Below are 17,771 nucleotides of genomic sequence, written 5' to 3' on the forward strand. Positions count from 1 at the left end.
TATTCCGGGCGAAAGTGACCACTGTAATAGTGTAGCTGGTGCTGAAGAGCGAACCATCCTAAGGAGGCAGACATATACACCTCCTAAGCATGGCCAACTTAACAATCAGCATGAGTAAGATAAGAAAGATCTTAAAGTTGTACAGCCAGCAGCGTCCTCTAATGAGCATAGCTGCCCAGGTTGACGCATCCCGAAACACCGTAAAGAAGTACGTATCCGCCTTTAAGGCCAGCGGCTGCACGTTTGAAGAAGTCAATTCCCTGAACGATAAGGAGCTGGAAGACTTTTTTGGCAAGACCAGAGAGCAGCCACCCAGCAGCCGTATGCAGTCCATGCTACGGTGCTTCCCCCACGTAGATAAAGAACTGAAGCGTACCGGCATGACCCGCTATATGCTGTGGGAGGCCTATATCAAAGAGTTTCCTGATGGCTACAGGTACAGCCAGTTCTGCTTTTACTACAACCAATGGAAGGCCAGGGTCAATCCAACCATGCACATGGATCACAAAGCCGGAGATAAGCTGTATGTGGATTTTGCTGGTGAAAAGATGAACCTTACCGATAAGGATACCGGTGAGATCATATCAGTAGAAGTCTTTGTAGCCATACTAGGTGCCAGCCAGCTTACTTATGCAGAGGCTGTTATGAGCCAGCAAAAGGAAGACTTTATTGCCGCCTGCGAGAATACCCTGCACTTTATCGGCGGCGTACCCGCCGCCATTGTGCCGGATAACCTCAAAGCTGCCGTAACCAAAAGCAGCCGCTATGAGCCTACCCTGAATGAGACTTTTGAGGACTTTGCCGAACATTACGGTACCACCATCTTACCTGCGCGGGCGTACCGCCCGCGTGATAAAGCGCTGGTGGAAGGTGCTGTTAAGATCCTTTATAGCAAGGTCTATGCACCTTTAAACAAACAAACCTATCATTCTCTTGCAGACCTCAATGCAGCGATATGGGAAGCCCTGGAGGTGCATAACACCCAGTTCCTCAAAGGACGTAACTATAGCCGCAGGCTTCAGTTCGAGGAAGTAGAAAGGCATACACTCACCCCGCTTCCGGTCATGCGCTACCAGTTCAAACAGCACTTCTATGCCAAAGTGATCAAGAACGGGCATGTTAACCTGGGCCCTGATAAACACTACTACAGCGTTCCTTACCGCTACATCGGTAAACGGGTAAAGCTTTTATACTCACGCACAACCGTAGAGATCTTTTCTAACTATGAGCGGATCGCGCTGCACAAACGCAATAAGAATCCTTACGGCTATACGACAGATAAAGAGCACTTGGCCACCACACACCGCTTTAAGGCGGACTGGTCACCTGATATGTTCCTGGACTGGGCGGCCTCGATCCATGAGGATGTCAGGCTGTATATCCTGAAGATACTGGACCGCAAGCAGCACCCGGAACAGGCCTACAAGTCCTGCCTGGGGGTATTGGGCTTTGCCAAGAAAGCGGGTAACGAGCGCCTGATCGTCGCCTGCCAGCGTGCTTTAAGCTATGGTATTTACAACTATAAGACTATACAAACTATCCTGGAGAACAACATGGACAGCTATGAAGAAAGCCTGTTCGCAGACGAGCTGCCTATGCCCAGCCACAATAATATTAGAGGGGATTACAAATAAGCATTAATAACAAACAACTATAACAACATGAATCAAGACACCTTAGACAAACTGCGGAAGATGAAGTTCTTCGGCATGTTCCATGCTTTCAAAAGCAGCGTGGAAACCGGTAAAACGAATGATTATACAGCAGATGAACTGCTGGGCCACCTGGTAGATGCCGAATGGGACGACCGCCAGAACAGGCGCATTGAGCGCACGATCCTATATGCCAAGTTCCGCTATAAAGCCGCTATAGAGGACGTTCACTACCATGCTGAACGAAGTATCGACCGCAACCAGATCATGCGCTTGGCCGAATGTACGTTCATTGACCGCTTTGAAAACATCCTGGTCACTGGCAGCACCGGTATCGGCAAAAGCTACGTGGCTTCAGCTATTGGCCATCAGGCCTGTATCCAGGGCTACCGGGTATTCTATGCCAGCACGCCCAAGCTGTTTGCCAAGCTCAAAATGGCTAAGGCTGATGGCTCGTATATCAAGGAGATCGCTAAACTGGAAAGGACACAACTGCTCATACTTGACGACTTTGGGATACAGCCTTTTGATGCCCAGAGCAGGGCTGCCCTGCTGGAGATCATCGAGGACCGGCACGGTAAGACCTCGCTAATCATTACCTCTCAGCTGCCGGTAAGCAAGTGGTTTGAAGTGATTGGTGAAAAGACAATTGCTGATGCTATCCTGGACCGGATCGTTCACGATGCACACCGGATAGAACTGAAAGGAGAATCGATGAGAAGAAAGCGTGTACCCATAACGGCAAACAACCTTGAATAAAAATAACTTTTAAATACCTATTTTTGACAACGCTTCTTAAGCACCCGCTGCACATCTCACGTCAGCAAATTGCCTGGTCAGTTTGGCCCGGAACAGGGTGGTCAACTTCTCCATAACATACAGTAGATACCTTTTCATTATTTGTCTTACCGGATAAAGGTTCTAAGCCGAATGATAGTCATCCATACTGGCAACAGTTAAATGAGTTTAGCAAAACGATGTACGAATTAATGAGGCCATTAACTTACAAAAGTGATTTGGGCGATAAGGAAGTTTGGCAGCACGCTAAAGAAACAATATTTGACTTGTGGCAAAAGGCATTGCCGATGCTTATTAATTGCCCATACAATCAAAGTTATCTATTGTATGCACTCAGGTATTTAAGGGAAAAGCCTATGAAGTCATCGATGAGGCCTTGCAGGTATAGCCTGGAACGCCCGGTACTCACATTTATATTGTCCGTTCAGGGGGAGTATTTGAAACTATCGGTAGAGGTTACAGTGGGAAGCCGGGTAATTATCGTACAGCATAAACCGCACTTTTTTATTTTCGATGAGCAGATAGGATACTGTTACCAAATGAGAAGCATTCAGGATGATGTATTATTAAACTGGATGGTAGATAACAATAATCAAATTACGGTTTTAAAGGATGATTTCGAGGAGTTCGATAACGAAATTATAAGCAGGCTTGCCAGTTCTTATCAGGTTTTCTTTTCAGCCAGCAGTAAAAAACGTTTTGACTATGATTACGAGTTGGTGAAAGACAAATTGGAAGCATGAGTAAATGCGTGACTGATCAGCAGCTGCGGCAAACGGCTCCATTCTTACGCCGTCAGCCTCGCCGCGAGAGCAAAGCGCAGTTGCCCTTTGCAAGAAAATGCCCCTCAATCACCATAGGCGCAAAGGTAGCCCGCGCCGGAATAAACTGTCAAGGCTATACGGAGCGGGGCCGAATTGTCCGCTTTTCAGCGGCTGGCCCCGGCCTTGACAGTTTATCCGGCTAAGCGCTTTCGGTTGCTTACATGGTAATTAAGCGGCTGGTGTTCTTTAATAAAATTTTGTTACGGGCACTGGCACCTAACGGTAACTTATCGACGATCTTAGAATGTTGTCTTTCTTACTATAATCATAAAAATCATTGTTAAAGTCCAGCCTGAGGAGTAAATGCGATCACTTTAAAATCGATTGCATTTTTTATTCAATCATTAAAAATATCTATTCTGTTTCAATTCTTATGTTTGCATAACAGATTTAGAGGAGATGATCCCAATTTATAACATATCAGATTTTCCATCTTTCCAGGCTATAGACGATCAATTTATGCTGGAACGCTTTGAGAGCTTGCAGCGCCCTCCAAAGTTGCAGTGGCCGCACAAGCATAGTTTTTACGAAATCATGTGGCTGACATCAGGCACATCGGTAAATGTAATCGACTATCATCAAGTAACGGTCGAGCCGGATATGCTGTTTTTCATCTCACCAGGTCAGTTGCACCTGATGAATCACGCACAATCCGTTAAAGGTTTTTCGCTGACCTTCACGGAATCATTTTTACTGATTAATGCCACCAATAAAAACGCCTTGAAAGAGTTTGCCTTTTTAGATAATAGCTATGCCAGCCCTTTCTTTAAACTCGACAGCGAGGCGATTGCTGAACTATCTCCAATTTTGGAATTAATGATGAATGAAGTTATTCGAAAGGAAAAATCACCTCTTATCATAGCTAATCTGCTGTTTGTTTACCTGAACCGCATACAGCGACTTATTAATCAGCAATCTACAGGCGACACAGATCCCAATAATGTAGTACGCTATAAATTACTTAAAAAACTAATTGAAGATAACTTTAAAACCCAAAATAGTATTGCCTTTTATGCGGATAAGCTGAACCTGACCAGTCACCGGGTTAACGAAATTTGTAAAGCAGTGACCGGAAAAGCTGTCGGCGTGGTCATCCGTGACCGTGTTTTACTGGAAGCCAAACGCCTGCTCGTGCATAGTGAGCAGGCTATCGGGCAGATCGGTGACGAACTCGGTTTTAGAGACTTTTCTTATTTTTCCCGTCAATTCAAAAGACAGGAAGGCCTTACTCCGGCAGAATACCGTAAAACAATGCACGGTAAGTACCAAAGCTCGTATTAAAAGTGCCAATTTTCTGCCCTCCAATGGCAGGGCTTTTGTTTCATTTCAGTAACGAATCGTAAAGTTATAACGAATCTTAACTGAAAAAATCTATGCAAACTACAACAGAAACTATCCGTTTTAAAAGCGAAGGAATTAATTGCGCAGGCACTATTTACAAACCTGAAGGTCATGGCCCTTTTCCCGCCGTATTGATGTCTCACGGCTTTGGCGCGGTAAGGGCAATGCGCAATATTCCCGAAGTAGGCCAGCTATTAGCAGAAGCTGGCATTTTAGCCCTGGCTATCGACTTCAGGTTTCTTGGGGACAGCGAAGGCTTTCCACGCCAGCAGGTATTACCGAATGCGCAACGACAGGATCTTCGTAATGCCATATCCTATCTGGAGACGCGCAGTGATGTCAATAAGGACAAAATCGGCTTATGGGGAACTTCGTTCAGCGGTGGCCAGTCCATTAGGGTAGCTGCTTTTGACCGACGCATCAAAGCTTTAGTCGCTCAGGTTCCAGCCACAGATCTCTTCCGTCAGATACGCTACGAGGCACCTGAAGCCCAACAAAAAATCTTGCAGGACGCCATAGACAAAGAACGGGCACGTCATTTTGCGGGAGAGGAACCCCATACGATGAAATTAGCCGATCAGGAAGGTTCACCTTCCGTTTTCGGTGTAGAATCACTGGATTGGGCTACCCGTAATGAAGCCGAACATGCAAGCTTCTATAACGCGGTTACAATTACGTCCCTCGAAGAAGCGATCCAAACCGCGCCAGGGGATTATATAGCCGCAGTATCACCTACACCCTTTCTGGTCATCATGGCTGAACCTGATAAAACAGTTGTTATCACCTTGACAGAAAAAGCCTTTAAACAGGCCCAGCAACCTAAGAAGTTGATCCGGTATCAAGGGTTACACTACGATGTTTATGATAGACCAGAAATATTAAAAATGGCATCCGAAGCTGCCAGGGACTGGTTTGTTGAGCATCTATCTGTATAATTAAACTTTAATACGAAGCGGTACCGAGATCTGCGGATCAAAATTCGTTTACTCAAAAAAGTACGAAAAGTACCAATTGTTATCCTTCACGTTCTAACAGTACGGCATCACTCAGCCGTACTTTTGTTTCATCAATATTAAAAATTATGGATACTCCATTAAAAGATAAAATCGCTTTAGTTACCGGGGCCTATAAGGGTCTGGGCAAGGCCATTGCGTTCAGCCTGGTTAAAGCCGGTGCAACGGTAATTGTAAACTATAACAGCAGTAAAACGGAAGCAGCAGCAATCGTTCAGCAAATTGAAAATACCGGAGGAAAGGCATTCGCCATCCAGGCCGATGTTTCCGATGAAGCCGCGGTTAAGGCTTTATATGAAGAAATTGAGAAAGTTGCAGGGGGCGTGGATATCCTGGTTAATAACGCTGGAATCAACCCCACTAAAACGCTGGAAACCGTTACACTTAATGATTTTAAGCAATCGCTGGACATTAATTTGACGTCAGCTTTTCTAACTACCCAACTGGCTCTACCCGGAATGATCGAAAAAAACTTCGGAAGAATCATTAACCTCACTTCTGTAGCTGCCCAATTGGGCGGCGTCATCGGCCCGCATTATGCGGCAGCCAAAGCCGGAATGATCGGCTTAACCCATTCGTACGCATCATTGCTGGCTAAGTACGGCGGTATAACTGCTAATGCTATTGCACCTGCGCTGATCGAGACAGATATGCTGAAAAGCAATACCAATATTAAACCTACACTAATCCCTTTAGGTCGTTTCGGACAACCCGAGGAGGTTGCCGATGTGGTTTTGTTATTGGCAACCAACGGATACATCACCGGTCAAACCATCAGCGTGAACGGCGGCTGGTACATGACCTCTTAATATTTATCAAATGGAACAAAAAAGAGTAGCCCTTATCGTGGGCGGAAATGGAATCGTTGGCCGTAATATGGCCAAATACCTGCAAACCCGTGATATATGGGATGATGTAATCATTACATCCAATCGTGAGCCTGATTTTGAAACGGAGGCAACTTTCGTTCGGATGGACTTAACTGACCCTGCTGCCGTCGAAAAGAATTCAACCACACTGGCAAATGTAAGTCATGTATTTTATGCCGCCTACATCGAGAAGAAAACCTTAGCGGAACAAACCAGCACGAATGTTCAGTTACTTCAAAACCTGGTTTTAGGCTTGGAAGAAATTGCCCCTGGTTTTAAGCACCTCACTTTTATACAGGGTGGTAAGGCTTACGGTGCGCATTTAGGTAAATACAAAACCCCGGCATTGGAAACGGATTCACGTCATTTTCCGCCTAACTTTTACTATAGCCAGCAAGACTTTCTGATCAAACAATCGGAAGGTAAAGCCTGGAGCTGGACGGCCGTTAGGCCCGATATTATGGTCGGTTTTGCCGTAGGAAACCCCATGAACATGGCTAACCTGATCGCGGTTTATGCAACACTGTGTAAAGAATTGAACGTGCCGTTTCGTTTTCCGGGATCTGATCAAGCTTACCGCGTGCTGGTTAATATCACTGATAGCGAAATATTAGGAAAAGGTATGGAGTATGCCGCATTACATGAGGAATGTTATGGGCAGATCTACAACATAACTAATGGCGATATTTTCCGCTGGGAGCAAATCTGGCCCAAGATCGCAGACTACTTCAAGGTGCAAATGGATAGCCCGATCACTTTCCCGCTGACTGATTACATGTCCGATAAAGAAGAGGTTTGGGCAGACATCGTAGAAAGGTACGGACTAAAAGCCCATACCATTAAGGAACTTGCAAACTGGCTTTTTGGCGACTTTATCTTTAATGTGGAGGCGGATGCATTTTTCGATGTGAACAAGTTCCGCAGGGCTGGTTTCCACGAAATGCAGGTTGAAAGCTTTGAATCATTTAAAAACACCTTTGACGAATTGAAGGCCCAACATATTATACCTAATTATTAATACTACGAGAAATGAACACATACGATTTAAAAGATAAAGTGATCCTGATTGCAGGCGGTAGCTCGGGGATGGGCTTAGCCCTTGCACAAAAGGCGGCAGATTATGGTGCAACCGTACATCTGGTGGGTACGAATCAAGAAAAGCTTCAAAAAGAAGTTGAAACTATCAAAGCTAAAGGTAATGCGACCGTCCATATATTCACCCACATACTGGATATCAGTAATGAAAGTGAGGTAAAAGAACTAGCTGAGCAGATCCAGCAGCTGGACCATCTGGTTACTACAGCAGCACGATTGACTTTTAAACCGTTGGCCGACCTTACCAAAACTGAGATTGGCCATATGATCGATTCCAAACTATGGGGCCCGATCCTGTTAACCAAATATTTGTTTCCAAAAATAGATAGTCAGGGCAGCATTGTTTACTTCTCTGGTGTGGCGGCGGACAAAGGAAGCGCTGGAGCAAGTATAGTTGGCGCAGTCAACAGTGCTTTGCACGGTTTAGCAAAAAATCTTGTCTATGAACTAAGCCCGGTTAGAGTTAATGTAGTGTCACCTGGTTTGGTGGAGTCACCTACATGGGATTTTATTGGAGAGAATGACCGCCCAGGTTTTTATGAGACCGCCGCTGAAGGCTTACCCGCCAAACGTATCGGTCAGCCGGAGGATTTGGCAGATGCAGCACTTTACCTTATGAACAACAAATATACCAACGGAACAGTGCTCACCGTAGACGGTGGTGCTAATGCCTAATCAATAAACGCGATGGCTTACCACGAAATCACAACTATTGATCCGCTTTACATATCCATCACCGATTCCCGTGAAGGCGTAGACGATTATCAGTTGGAGTTAAAGGCTTCGGCTGACTATCTGGCCTGTAAAAAGGATTGTGTCTGGTTGCGTTTATTTTATATGGACAGCGCATTACCAAAGGCTACAAAGGAAAATTTAGCTGCCCGCAAGCAATGGATGACCGACAATGAACGCTTGCTTAAAACCCATGTAAAAGCAATTGTAAATGTGGTCGAAGATCCTTTTTATGAACAGGCAAAAAGAATAAAGATAGAAAAAGCCTATGGTGTTTGCGGCACTTGTTGCAAGACCTTGTCAGAGGCGTTGGACTGGATTGCAGTGAACGTTTCCTTGCCAGAAATCATAAAGATCGATAAACGGCAAGTTGTGAAAGAAGTAAATTTAATAAAGAATTGAAATGATGGGAAAAACCCTGTTTTGCAAGCGAAGCACCTCAAAAGAGTTGTTCTGGTGCGGTTGTTTTCTTACCGTAAAAATGTTGCTGATGGTCATTTGTTATACCTCGGGTTTTACACAACTACAAGGCGATTATCATCAGGCTTTACTTCCGGTCATCGATCACTCATTAATTCCATAAAAAATGTTAAAACGGATCATCCCCTCATCAGGCGAAAACTTACCGGTTATCGGCCTCGGCACCTGGCAAACGTTTGATGCTCCTAATAGCCAGTCTTATCCGGTATTAGAGAATGTATTACGAAAAATGCATCAGTCAGGCGGCAGCCTGATTGACAGTTCACCCATGTACGGCCGGTCTGAACAGGTGATCGGCGATATCACTTCGCAAATGGATATAGCAGATCAATATTTCTATGCGACCAAAGTATGGACCAGAGGGTTACAGGAGGGCATCCGGCAAATGGAAAATTCCATGCTTAAGATGAAGCGCAAAAATCTGGATCTGATTCAGATACACAATCTCACCGACTGGCAAACGCACTTGCCTATTTTACAGCGCTGGAAAGAAACAGGCAGGATCAAATACGTCGGTATTACGCACTATACAGATTCAAGCCATGAAGAATTGGAAAAGATAATGCGCACACAGCAGGTGGATTTTGTTCAGTTCAATTTTTCCATCAGTGAACGGCATGCGGAAAAGCGCTTGCTGGATGCCGCTGCTGATATGGGCGTTGCGACAATAATCAACCGGCCATTCGGCTCCGGCAATTTGTTCAGCAAGGTCAAGGGTAAAGCATTACCGGCCTGGGCTAAAGATTTCAAAATCGAAAGCTGGAGCGCCTACTTTTTAAAATACATCGTTTCCCATCCTGCGGCTACCTGCGTGATACCCGCGACAGCGGATATATCCCATGCCGCCGATAATTTCAAAGCTGGAAGCGGCGACTTACCGGACCAGGCTGCCCGTGAAAAAATGGTAACCTATTTAAAACAATTGTAATGAATAAGCTTAAAGAGATAGAAGAGATCAAGCAATTAAAATCAAGGTACTTCAGGTGCCTGGATGCAAAAGATTGGCCTGGTTTAGCCGCCTGCCTGACCGAGGATGTAACTTTTGATTACCCCCCGGGCAAAATCCATGTGAGCGGTAGTGAGCAGCTGATCGCCAATTTTTCGAACAGGCACGCGACCACGGTAACGGCGCATACCGGCTCCATGCCTGATATCGAATTGAAAGACGCCGGTCATGCCGAGGGCAATTGGTTCATGACCGATTACATCATTGGCATGAACGAAGAGAAACAACAAACCATTACCCAGGGTTTCGGTCGCTATTTTGAAACCTATATCCGGGAGAACGGGAAATGGCTGATCAAAAGCATTTTGCTCGAAAGAAGCCTCATCGTTAACCCTCAAGTGAAAATTGTATTGCCTAAATAAAATGAATCGTGATGAAAAAAACAAATAAGGTAACCGTGCTGGCTGAGTATACGATTCTGCCGGGATTTGAGAAAGAAGTGATGGAAGCTGCAGAGATTGTTTGGCTGGAAACCCTGAAAGAACCGGGTTGCGAGTCTTATTTTTTTACAACAAGAAAAGAGTCTCCAAACGCCGTGTTTTGCTATGAAGTATTTCGGTCACAAGCGGAATTTGACCAGCACTTAAGTGCTGATTATACGCAGGATTTCCTGGAGAAACTTAAAGGCAAGGTGGAAGGCGGTGTCCGTAAAACGACCTTTGTGGAAGATTTTGAACATACTATTAATTAAACGAAAAAACATGCAATCAGCAGACAACATCAGCCTTACCGCTGAAATCAATATCCTGCCCGGCTTTGAAAATGAAGTATTAGCTGCCGCTGAAATGATCTGGATCGCCACCCGTAAAGAGATTGGATGTGAAGCCTTTTTGTTTAACACGAAGAAAGACACACCAAATGTAATCGTTTTCTTTGAAGTATTTAAATCACAGGCAGACTTCGACGCGCATGTGGGCTTCGATCACACCGTCGCTTTTATCAACTTTCTAAAAGGCAAAGTTGTTGGGGACGGTCCATCATTAACTTTTTTAAATCAATACAAAGACTAACCGATATGGAATACAGACAATTAGGAAATTCGGGGCTTCGGGTTCCGGTTTTAAGTTTCGGTACCGCGACTTTTGGCGGAGGAAATGATTTTTTTAAGGCCTGGGGAAGTACGCAGGTAGATGAAGCTACCCGCATGGTAAATCTATGCATGGATGCCGGCGTTAACCTTTTCGATACGTCCAACGCTTATTCATCAGGCGCGGCTGAAGAAATATTAGGTAAGGCTGTAAGCAGCATCAGGGATCAGGTACTCATTTCAACGAAAGCAACATTCCCAACAGGTGGCGGATCAAATGATTACGGCTCGTCACGTATTCATTTAATCAAAGCCTGTGAAGACAGTCTGAAACGTTTGGGAACGGACTATATCGATATTTACCACATGCATGGTTTCGACGCTAATACGCCGATCTATGAAACGCTGAAAGCTTTGGAAACCCTGGTGGAAAGCGGAAAAGTCCGTTATATCGCCTGCTCTAATTTCTCAGGCTGGCACCTGATGAAATCTTTATCCATCTCAGAGCGTCACGGCTGGTCCAAATACATAGCACACCAGGCTTATTATTCATTACTAAACCGTGATTGTGAGTGGGAATTGATGCCATTGGGTATTGAAGAACAGATCGGCACGATCGTATGGAGCCCCTTAGCCAGTGGCAAACTGAGCGGTAAATATCGTCGCGGCCAGGAAGCGCCAAAAGACTCCCGTGTTGCACAGGGCGGAAACCCTGTTAAGGGAATCTCTGCAGACGACGAAAGATTGTACAACATTGTAGATGTACTGGATGAATTGGTTGAAGAAACCGGTAAAACCCCGGCTCAAATTTCTTTGAACTGGCTATTGCAGCGTCCGACCGTCGCCAACATCATCATCGGTGCGAGGAATGAAGAACAATTGAAGCAGAATCTGGAAGCGGTTGGCTGGAATTTGACTACAGAACAGGTAAAAAGACTGGATAAAGTAAGTGAGGTATTGCCTGCTTACCCATACTGGCATCAGCGCCAGTTCAGCATGCTTAAGAATGACCCAGATCTGTATGGTGACCGCAAATAATTAACGTAATATTACCTATGAATAAAGTATTGATAACCGGAGCTACTTCGGGAATTGGTGAGGCTTGCGCGCACGTATTTGCTGAAAATAATTATGACCTGATCATCACCGGCCGCAGGCTTGACCGTTTGGAAAAGCTGGCCGCTGAGATTAAAGAGAAGCACCAGGTAAATGTCCTGACCCTGAACTTTGACGTGAGGAACCGGGAAGACGTAATTAGTTACCTTGGCCGTGTTCCGGCTGAATGGCAACAGGTCGATGTGCTGATTAATAATGCCGGTTTAAGCAGCGGCCTGGAACCTTTTCAGGACTGCAATTTTGATGACTGGGACCTCATGGTGGATACCAATGTGAAGGGCTTATTATATGTCAGTAAAATCGTGGCTAACTGGATGATCGCAAATAAAAAAGGTCATATCGTTAATCTAAGTTCTATTGCAGGTATTGAAGTTTATCCCAATGGCAACGTTTACTGTGCCAGCAAACATGCGGTTGACGCGTTGAACAAAGCGATGCGGATCGATTTATTATCCAGCGGTATACGGGTGACGGGTATCTATCCAGGCTCTGTGGAAACGGAGTTTTCAAATGTAAGGTTTAAAGGCGACGATACCCGTGCCAAAAAGGTTTATGAAGGTTATGATCCATTGGTAGCGGCGGATATTGCTGAAACTATTTTTTGGACGACTTCAAGGTCCGCGCATGTCAATATCAATGAACTGGTGATCATGCCAACTGCACAGGCAACGGCAACAAACTATTTCAGAAAATCATAACGCATATTTATTTCCATCTCCTATGAGAAAAATATTTTTTACCCTGTCCATGCTCGGCATCACCGGGATGGCCTGGAGTCAAAGCACCACGGTGCTGCAGCACGTCAATCTGATCGATGGCACAGGCAAAGCCCTGCAAACAGACAGAAGCATCACGATCAAAAACGGGATCATCACCCGTATCGCTGCGGCAAATAATGAGACACCAAAAGATGCCAGAATCGTTGATCTTACCGGGAAATATATCATGCCCGAAATAATCAATGTTCACGGGCACCTGGGGATCATGAAAGACACCACCATGTCGGCAGCAAATTATACCCCTGCGAATATTAAGCATCAACTGCTCAGGTACCAGCAATTCGGCGTGGGTACGATATTATCTATGGGTACTGAACAACCGTCCATATTCTCTCTGAAAGATTCTTCCCGTGCAGGCCATATTCCGGGCGCAACCATTTACTCGGCTATTTATGGCTTCGGCGTGAAAAATGCCATACCCCCCGCAAGTATGGGTATGACAAATGTTTACCGGCCGGAAACGCCCGAACAGGCCATAATGGAAGTGGATTCAGTTGCCGCATTAAAACCGGATATGATCAAGATCTGGGTAGATGACTTTTGGGGCGCTTACCCGAAAATGAAACCGGAGATCTATGCCGCCATCATTAAAGAAGCCCACCTTAAGGGCTTGCGTGTTGCCGCGCATTTATATCACCTAGAAGATGCGCGTAAACTGGTTGACCTGGGATTAGATATCATGGCACACAGTATCAGGGATGCCGAAATAGATGCCTCGCTGATCGAAGCCATGAAAAAGCATCACGTCATTTATATTGCCACATTATCGCTGGATGAGTTTGCCTACAGCTATTCGCAAAATCCGGACTGGCTGAACGACCCCGTTTTCAGGGCATCGCTGGAACCCGGTGTTTTTGACATGATCACCAGCCCCGCCTACCAGGCAAAGATTGCCAAAGACCCTAAGACTCCCCAGGAAATGGCCGCTCTACCGGTAGCGATGCGTAACCTTTACAAATTGTGGCAGGCAGGAATCCTGATCGGCGTTGGAACAGATTCGGGCGCTTTACCTATCAGGCCACAAGGCTTTTCGGAACACATGGAAATGGAGCTGTATGTAAAAGCAGGGCTAAGCCCGATGGATGCTATCGTTGCGGCAACCCAGAATGGTGCGAAAATCTTAGGCATCAGTGAAAAACAAGGCACGCTGCAGACAGGTAAAAAAGCTGACTTTATTGTATTAGAAGCAAACCCGTTGGATAACATCAAAAATACACGAACTATCGAATCGGTTTGGAAAGATGGTGAGAAAGTCAGTGACGGGCCTTTGGCCGGCACACCTTATGCTGAAGCGAACAATGGTAAGATCGTGATCCTTGCCCACATTAAAATATTGCCGGGTTACGAAGCGGATATCAAAAAGGCTGCTGAAGAAGTTTGGGCGGCCACATCCAAAGAACCGGGGAATGAAAACTTTATATTCAACGTGGAGAAAAATGATCCTGCTACTATCGTGTTTTACGAGGTTTTTCATGACCAGCAGGCTTACGATGCGCATCGCACATCGGAGCATGTTGGAACATTTCGTAAGAAATTAAAAGGCAAGGTAATTGGTGACGGACCTTCAGTTACATACTTGTCACAGCTTCATAAATAACATAAAAATGGCTTTAAGTTCAACAGTGGTTTCATATTTTTCAGCGTTAAGTTAATCCTGCGCAAGCACAGCACTCTAAATCTAAACATAGGGTTTGTTTTTACGGACGAATGGACGTTTTTAAAAGTCCCTACGAGAAATAAGCTTTCCTTAAAAGGTAATTATTGAAATATTTCTTATCTTTAAATTATAGATTTGCAATTAATCTGTAAAAAGGAGTGGTGAGTAATTCGGTGAGTAAGAATTTTAATCCACATAAAATATTGAATATCAGACCGGTATAAGTTTAATTCAAAACCCTCCGGCTCCACTTGAAAAAACCGAACCTAAAGTTCGGTTTTTTTATGCCATTCAAGATATTTAAATATTTGATTTTTAAATAGTTAAATATGAAAAAAATGGTGGTCGTGTAGGTGTGGATCTTACTTTTATAAAGTTATTTGAGGCACTGGGCAATGTTAATTATCTTTCTAAGGCTATTGAGGTGATAGACAATTGTGAGTAAATATTGCATCCGGCAATAAACCTAAGTGCGAATTTATTAATGGAGTTAGTGGTACACTATCATGTTTACTGGATAGGGAAATTAACGGAAGCCCATGTTCTATAAGATAGACCATGGCTCAAAATGATTTGAGTATTGTTCGCAATGTGATTATTCGACGGTAAAAACTTTGCTGAGGAAGTGAGGCGAAGCTTAATATTAGCTGATCTTGCCGAAAATTACAGCACTACGATTTGAATACGAGACAATCATTAAATATGCCGAAAGTTTAGCTATTACAATAGTTTTAGTTCTTGAAAATTAAGGGTGCAAAACCATACAAGCCGCGGCGCCAACTTAACCATTCATGACCTGTTTCAGGAGATTCCGCGTATGCATATTTGATCTTCTGCCTATCTAACATAGCACGAAAAGCACCCACCGATCCTGGAAATGGAGCAGGTTCTTTTGTTCCAAGGCTAAGCCAGAGTACCTTGATTTTTTTATTAACCGAAGCGCCGTCTTTAAATTTACCGTCTAAAAAGGTTTCGGGGTTTAGCGTATCGGTTCCCGGATAATTAGATGTTCCACTGAACCCGGCAACATATGCAAACTTATCCAGGTTGTTCATCATGATACGCATGGTTTGATTTGCTCCCATAGAAAGTCCTGCAATAGCACGGTGTTCGCGATCAGCTATTGTGCGAAATTTCAGATCTGTCATCGGGATGATTTCATTTATCATCACTTCTTCAAATACCGAAACAGAACGGGCATTATTATCCTGCTGCATACCGGTTTGTGGCTTGTAGGCATAGCCGTTATCCATCACAATAATCATTTCTACAGCTTTTTTATCTGCTATCAAATTATCAAGAATAAGGTTAGCTTTTCCCTGCATTGCCCAGCCGGTTTCGTCCTCAAAACTTCCATGCTGTAAATAGAGCACAGGATAGCGCCTTTTTTGATCATTTGTATAACCCGGCGGCGTGTAAACAAAGCAACGCCGCCAGGAATTTGTGAGTTTTGAGAAGTAGATATTCTCGGTAATCATACCGTGAGGAACAGCTTTAAGACTGTAAAAATCTCTATCCGTGGCCGGAATCTCGATACCGCTTCCTAAACGGCCTGCCCCATAAAAATACAAACTTCCGGGGTCGGGCACTGCTGCTCCATCAATTAATAGCTGGTAATAATGAAACCCTTCATCTTGCGGAAGAGATTCACCGGTCCAAATGCCTTTTTCATTTTTGGTTAGCGCATATTTTTTGCCTCCTAAATCAAGTTGTACGCTGTTGGCTTGCGGGGCAGCAAGGCTTGCCCTAACCCTGCGTTCGCTGTTCACCTGAGGGAACAATCGGCCCGGCTGATTAGTGGTTGCGGGTTTAAAATCTTCAACTGGTGCCATTGATTGACCTGACTGCGCAAAACATAGGTTACAGCATATTACGGCAGCAGAAATGAAAACGGAGCAGCTATATTTCATATATCGATTATCTTTAAACTACTGATGGTTATAATAACTGAATTAGTTTTTAAATAATAATGGAGCCAGTTGGTGCAGGCTACGGCGCCAGGTTTGAAATTCATGGCCGGTTTTGTCCGAAACGTATGAAACAGCATTATACCCTGCACCTTTAAGTGCAGCTACCGCATTGTTTACACCATCGGGTCTTTCGCGGCTGCCGCAACTGATGAAAATAAGCTTAGGTTTGCTTTTACCGGCCATCTCTTCAGGATTATATGTGCCGCCGCTTAAAAGTGCATAGTAATCAAAGGTATCAGGTTTGTTCAAAGTTATAGTATGTGTTTCCATACCACCCATTGACAGGCCTGCCATTGCCCGGTGAGCTTTATTGGCTATGGTACGAAAGTTGGCATCAACGTAGGGGATAAGCTCTTCGGTAAGTACGGTTTGGAAAGCATCTATTTTAAAATTCCGTATACCACCGGGGCGTACATCATTGGTCATACCATAAGTCATTACTATTATGAACGGTGTGGCCTTGTTTTCGCTGATCAGGTTATCCATAATGAGGTTAGCATGGCCCTGATTGCTCCAGGCAGTTTCATCTTCGCCCCAACCATGTTGTAAATATAATACCGGGTATTTTTTTGATTTATCTTTTTCGTAACCCGGCGGGGTGTAAACAAATGCCCTGCGAGATGTATTGGTGCTTTTAGACGGAAACAGGATTTGCTGAACATGGCCATGCGGAACACTCTTAAGTGCATAAAAATCTTTGTCATGTGCCGGTATCTCAATGCCACTTTCCCAACGGGTCGAACCGTAAAAATTAAGTGTACCGGGGTCATTAAAAACTCCGCCATCTACCGTAAGATGATAATAATGAAAACCCTCGTCCATAGGGCCTTCGGTGGTGCCCGTAAAATATCCATCGGTACCTTTCGTAAGTTTTGTACCTCCTCTGCCGCCCAGGCCCAGGCTTACCCTTATACTATCAGCCTGCGGAGCTTTTATGCGAAAACGGGCATACCCTTGTGAATTAACCTGTGGATATTCTTGCCCTGGCTGGTTAAACGTGGAGGGTTTAAAATCGTCGGCTAAATTACCTTGAGTAGTTTGTGCCTGGCTAATTCCGCAAGTTAACACGGTTGCCAAAATAGCAGTAATTGATCTTAAGCGCATGTTATTTAGGTTTATTTGGTTTTAAATTAGCGGTGCATATAGTTTAAATATTTTTTCAAATGACTATTGTTAGTATTTTCAGTACGAACGAATCAAGCAGCGTTCTATAATAGTTACCATAACCAATAATTTAATCGATTGCAAAGCTTTATAGTATTTGCATTTAAATACATTTGATGGCAGTATAAAATTGCTTGTGCTATAATTGGTTATTCAAATATAGTGTTGATGCAGAATAAATTACTATACAATTAAAAAAAATTTAATCGATTGTAAAGTTTGGATATTTTTAATTTAATATTGGCAAT

Annotated in this window: 19 protein-coding genes; 17 read left to right on the forward strand and 2 right to left on the reverse strand. The window is 44.3% G+C overall.

Translation table 11 applies throughout. The features are described 5' to 3' along the window. The first annotated feature begins 110 nt into the window (after nt 1–110). The 17 genes from istA (at nt 111) to QE417_RS22455 (ending at nt 14,329) form a co-directional block, all read left to right on the forward strand. Nucleotides 111–1,634 (forward strand): IS21 family transposase, encoded by a 1,524-nt coding sequence (gene istA, locus QE417_RS22375; protein ID WP_311951058.1) that lies wholly within the window; start codon nt 111–113, stop codon nt 1,632–1,634. Between the two features lie 27 nt (nt 1,635–1,661). After that, nucleotides 1,662–2,411 (forward strand): IS21-like element helper ATPase IstB, encoded by a 750-nt coding sequence (gene istB / locus QE417_RS22380; protein ID WP_446670065.1) that lies wholly within the window; start codon nt 1,662–1,664, stop codon nt 2,409–2,411. Nucleotides 2,412–2,806: 395 nt separating this feature from the next. Then, complete coding sequence (locus tag QE417_RS22385) at nt 2,807–3,193, forward strand: hypothetical protein (protein ID WP_311953981.1); 387 nt, start codon at nt 2,807–2,809, stop codon at nt 3,191–3,193. 480 nt (nt 3,194–3,673) lie between these two features. Then, nucleotides 3,674–4,555, forward strand: coding sequence for a helix-turn-helix domain-containing protein (locus tag QE417_RS22390; protein ID WP_311953983.1), 882 nt, complete (start codon nt 3,674–3,676; stop codon nt 4,553–4,555). 92 nt (nt 4,556–4,647) lie between these two features. After that, on the forward strand, nt 4,648–5,550 hold the full coding sequence (locus QE417_RS22395; RefSeq protein ID WP_311953985.1) for an alpha/beta hydrolase: 903 nt from the start codon (nt 4,648–4,650) through the stop codon (nt 5,548–5,550). Nucleotides 5,551–5,696: 146 nt separating this feature from the next. Beyond that, nucleotides 5,697–6,437 (forward strand): SDR family NAD(P)-dependent oxidoreductase, encoded by a 741-nt coding sequence (locus QE417_RS22400; protein WP_311953987.1) that lies wholly within the window; start codon nt 5,697–5,699, stop codon nt 6,435–6,437. Nucleotides 6,438–6,447: 10 nt separating this feature from the next. After that, nucleotides 6,448–7,515, forward strand: coding sequence for an SDR family oxidoreductase (locus QE417_RS22405; protein WP_311953990.1), 1,068 nt, complete (start codon nt 6,448–6,450; stop codon nt 7,513–7,515). 11 nt (nt 7,516–7,526) lie between these two features. Further along, nucleotides 7,527–8,267 carry an SDR family oxidoreductase gene (locus QE417_RS22410; RefSeq protein ID WP_311953993.1) on the forward strand — a complete coding sequence of 247 codons (741 nt, stop codon included), beginning with the start codon at nt 7,527–7,529 and terminating at the stop codon, nt 8,265–8,267. 12 nt (nt 8,268–8,279) lie between these two features. Further along, on the forward strand, nt 8,280–8,726 hold the full coding sequence (locus tag QE417_RS22415) for a hypothetical protein (RefSeq protein ID WP_311953996.1): 447 nt from the start codon (nt 8,280–8,282) through the stop codon (nt 8,724–8,726). Between the two features lies 1 nt (nt 8,727). Next, nucleotides 8,728–8,907: a hypothetical protein gene (locus tag QE417_RS22420; RefSeq protein ID WP_311953999.1), complete on the forward strand. Its 180-nt coding sequence runs from the start codon at nt 8,728–8,730 to the stop codon at nt 8,905–8,907. Between the two features lie 3 nt (nt 8,908–8,910). After that, the gene (locus QE417_RS22425) at nt 8,911–9,732 is read left to right on the forward strand and encodes an aldo/keto reductase (protein ID WP_311954002.1); all 822 of its coding nucleotides are present in this window, start codon (nt 8,911–8,913) and stop codon (nt 9,730–9,732) included. Next, nucleotides 9,732–10,172: a nuclear transport factor 2 family protein gene (locus QE417_RS22430; protein ID WP_311954003.1), complete on the forward strand. Its 441-nt coding sequence runs from the start codon at nt 9,732–9,734 to the stop codon at nt 10,170–10,172. Before QE417_RS22425 ends, QE417_RS22430 begins: the two co-directional genes overlap by 1 nt. 11 nt (nt 10,173–10,183) lie before the next feature. Further along, nucleotides 10,184–10,501: a putative quinol monooxygenase gene (locus QE417_RS22435; RefSeq protein WP_311954005.1), complete on the forward strand. Its 318-nt coding sequence runs from the start codon at nt 10,184–10,186 to the stop codon at nt 10,499–10,501. Nucleotides 10,502–10,511: 10 nt separating this feature from the next. Then, nucleotides 10,512–10,820, forward strand: a complete 309-nt coding sequence (locus tag QE417_RS22440) for a putative quinol monooxygenase (RefSeq protein WP_311954007.1) — start codon at nt 10,512–10,514, stop codon at nt 10,818–10,820. Nucleotides 10,821–10,825: 5 nt separating this feature from the next. Further along, nucleotides 10,826–11,875 (forward strand): aldo/keto reductase, encoded by a 1,050-nt coding sequence (locus tag QE417_RS22445; RefSeq protein WP_311954009.1) that lies wholly within the window; start codon nt 10,826–10,828, stop codon nt 11,873–11,875. A 17-nt stretch (nt 11,876–11,892) separates the two neighbouring features. Further along, nucleotides 11,893–12,651, forward strand: a complete 759-nt coding sequence (locus tag QE417_RS22450) for an SDR family NAD(P)-dependent oxidoreductase (RefSeq protein ID WP_311954012.1) — start codon at nt 11,893–11,895, stop codon at nt 12,649–12,651. A gap of 22 nt (nt 12,652–12,673) precedes the next feature. Next, nucleotides 12,674–14,329: an amidohydrolase family protein gene (locus QE417_RS22455; protein WP_311954015.1), complete on the forward strand. Its 1,656-nt coding sequence runs from the start codon at nt 12,674–12,676 to the stop codon at nt 14,327–14,329. Nucleotides 14,330–15,120: 791 nt separating this feature from the next. Here QE417_RS22455 and QE417_RS22460 read toward each other — a convergent pair. Both QE417_RS22460 and QE417_RS22465 read right to left on the reverse strand, forming a co-directional pair. Next, a complete protein-coding gene (locus QE417_RS22460; protein WP_311954018.1) occupies nt 15,121–16,221 on the reverse strand; it encodes an alpha/beta hydrolase-fold protein in 1,101 nt (366 codons plus the stop codon). 120 nt (nt 16,222–16,341) lie between these two features. Next, a complete protein-coding gene (locus QE417_RS22465; protein ID WP_311954021.1) occupies nt 16,342–17,463 on the reverse strand; it encodes an alpha/beta hydrolase-fold protein in 1,122 nt (373 codons plus the stop codon). Nucleotides 17,464–17,771 lie beyond the last annotated feature (308 nt).

The organism is Mucilaginibacter terrae, from assembly GCF_031951985.1.
GTDB classification, from domain to species: domain Bacteria; phylum Bacteroidota; class Bacteroidia; order Sphingobacteriales; family Sphingobacteriaceae; genus Mucilaginibacter; species Mucilaginibacter terrae_A.

What these genes read in the sequence shown, in the direction of transcription:
- istA (WP_311951058.1), top strand. Translation starts at nt 111, where the DNA reads ATGAGTAAGATAAGAAAGATCTTAAAGTTGTACAGCCAGCAGCGTCCT.
- istB (WP_446670065.1), top strand. Translation starts at nt 1,662, where the DNA reads ATGAATCAAGACACCTTAGACAAACTGCGGAAGATGAAGTTCTTCGGC.
- QE417_RS22385 (WP_311953981.1), top strand. Translation starts at nt 2,807, where the DNA reads ATGAAGTCATCGATGAGGCCTTGCAGGTATAGCCTGGAACGCCCGGTA.
- QE417_RS22390 (WP_311953983.1), top strand. Translation starts at nt 3,674, where the DNA reads ATGATCCCAATTTATAACATATCAGATTTTCCATCTTTCCAGGCTATA.
- QE417_RS22395 (WP_311953985.1), top strand. Translation starts at nt 4,648, where the DNA reads ATGCAAACTACAACAGAAACTATCCGTTTTAAAAGCGAAGGAATTAAT.
- QE417_RS22400 (WP_311953987.1), top strand. Translation starts at nt 5,697, where the DNA reads ATGGATACTCCATTAAAAGATAAAATCGCTTTAGTTACCGGGGCCTAT.
- QE417_RS22405 (WP_311953990.1), top strand. Translation starts at nt 6,448, where the DNA reads ATGGAACAAAAAAGAGTAGCCCTTATCGTGGGCGGAAATGGAATCGTT.
- QE417_RS22410 (WP_311953993.1), top strand. Translation starts at nt 7,527, where the DNA reads ATGAACACATACGATTTAAAAGATAAAGTGATCCTGATTGCAGGCGGT.
- QE417_RS22415 (WP_311953996.1), top strand. Translation starts at nt 8,280, where the DNA reads ATGGCTTACCACGAAATCACAACTATTGATCCGCTTTACATATCCATC.
- QE417_RS22420 (WP_311953999.1), top strand. Translation starts at nt 8,728, where the DNA reads ATGATGGGAAAAACCCTGTTTTGCAAGCGAAGCACCTCAAAAGAGTTG.
- QE417_RS22425 (WP_311954002.1), top strand. Translation starts at nt 8,911, where the DNA reads ATGTTAAAACGGATCATCCCCTCATCAGGCGAAAACTTACCGGTTATC.
- QE417_RS22430 (WP_311954003.1), top strand. Translation starts at nt 9,732, where the DNA reads ATGAATAAGCTTAAAGAGATAGAAGAGATCAAGCAATTAAAATCAAGG.
- QE417_RS22435 (WP_311954005.1), top strand. Translation starts at nt 10,184, where the DNA reads ATGAAAAAAACAAATAAGGTAACCGTGCTGGCTGAGTATACGATTCTG.
- QE417_RS22440 (WP_311954007.1), top strand. Translation starts at nt 10,512, where the DNA reads ATGCAATCAGCAGACAACATCAGCCTTACCGCTGAAATCAATATCCTG.
- QE417_RS22445 (WP_311954009.1), top strand. Translation starts at nt 10,826, where the DNA reads ATGGAATACAGACAATTAGGAAATTCGGGGCTTCGGGTTCCGGTTTTA.
- QE417_RS22450 (WP_311954012.1), top strand. Translation starts at nt 11,893, where the DNA reads ATGAATAAAGTATTGATAACCGGAGCTACTTCGGGAATTGGTGAGGCT.
- QE417_RS22455 (WP_311954015.1), top strand. Translation starts at nt 12,674, where the DNA reads ATGAGAAAAATATTTTTTACCCTGTCCATGCTCGGCATCACCGGGATG.
- QE417_RS22460 (WP_311954018.1), bottom strand. Translation starts at nt 16,221, where the DNA reads ATGGCACCAGTTGAAGATTTTAAACCCGCAACCACTAATCAGCCGGGC.
- QE417_RS22465 (WP_311954021.1), bottom strand. Translation starts at nt 17,463, where the DNA reads ATGCGCTTAAGATCAATTACTGCTATTTTGGCAACCGTGTTAACTTGC.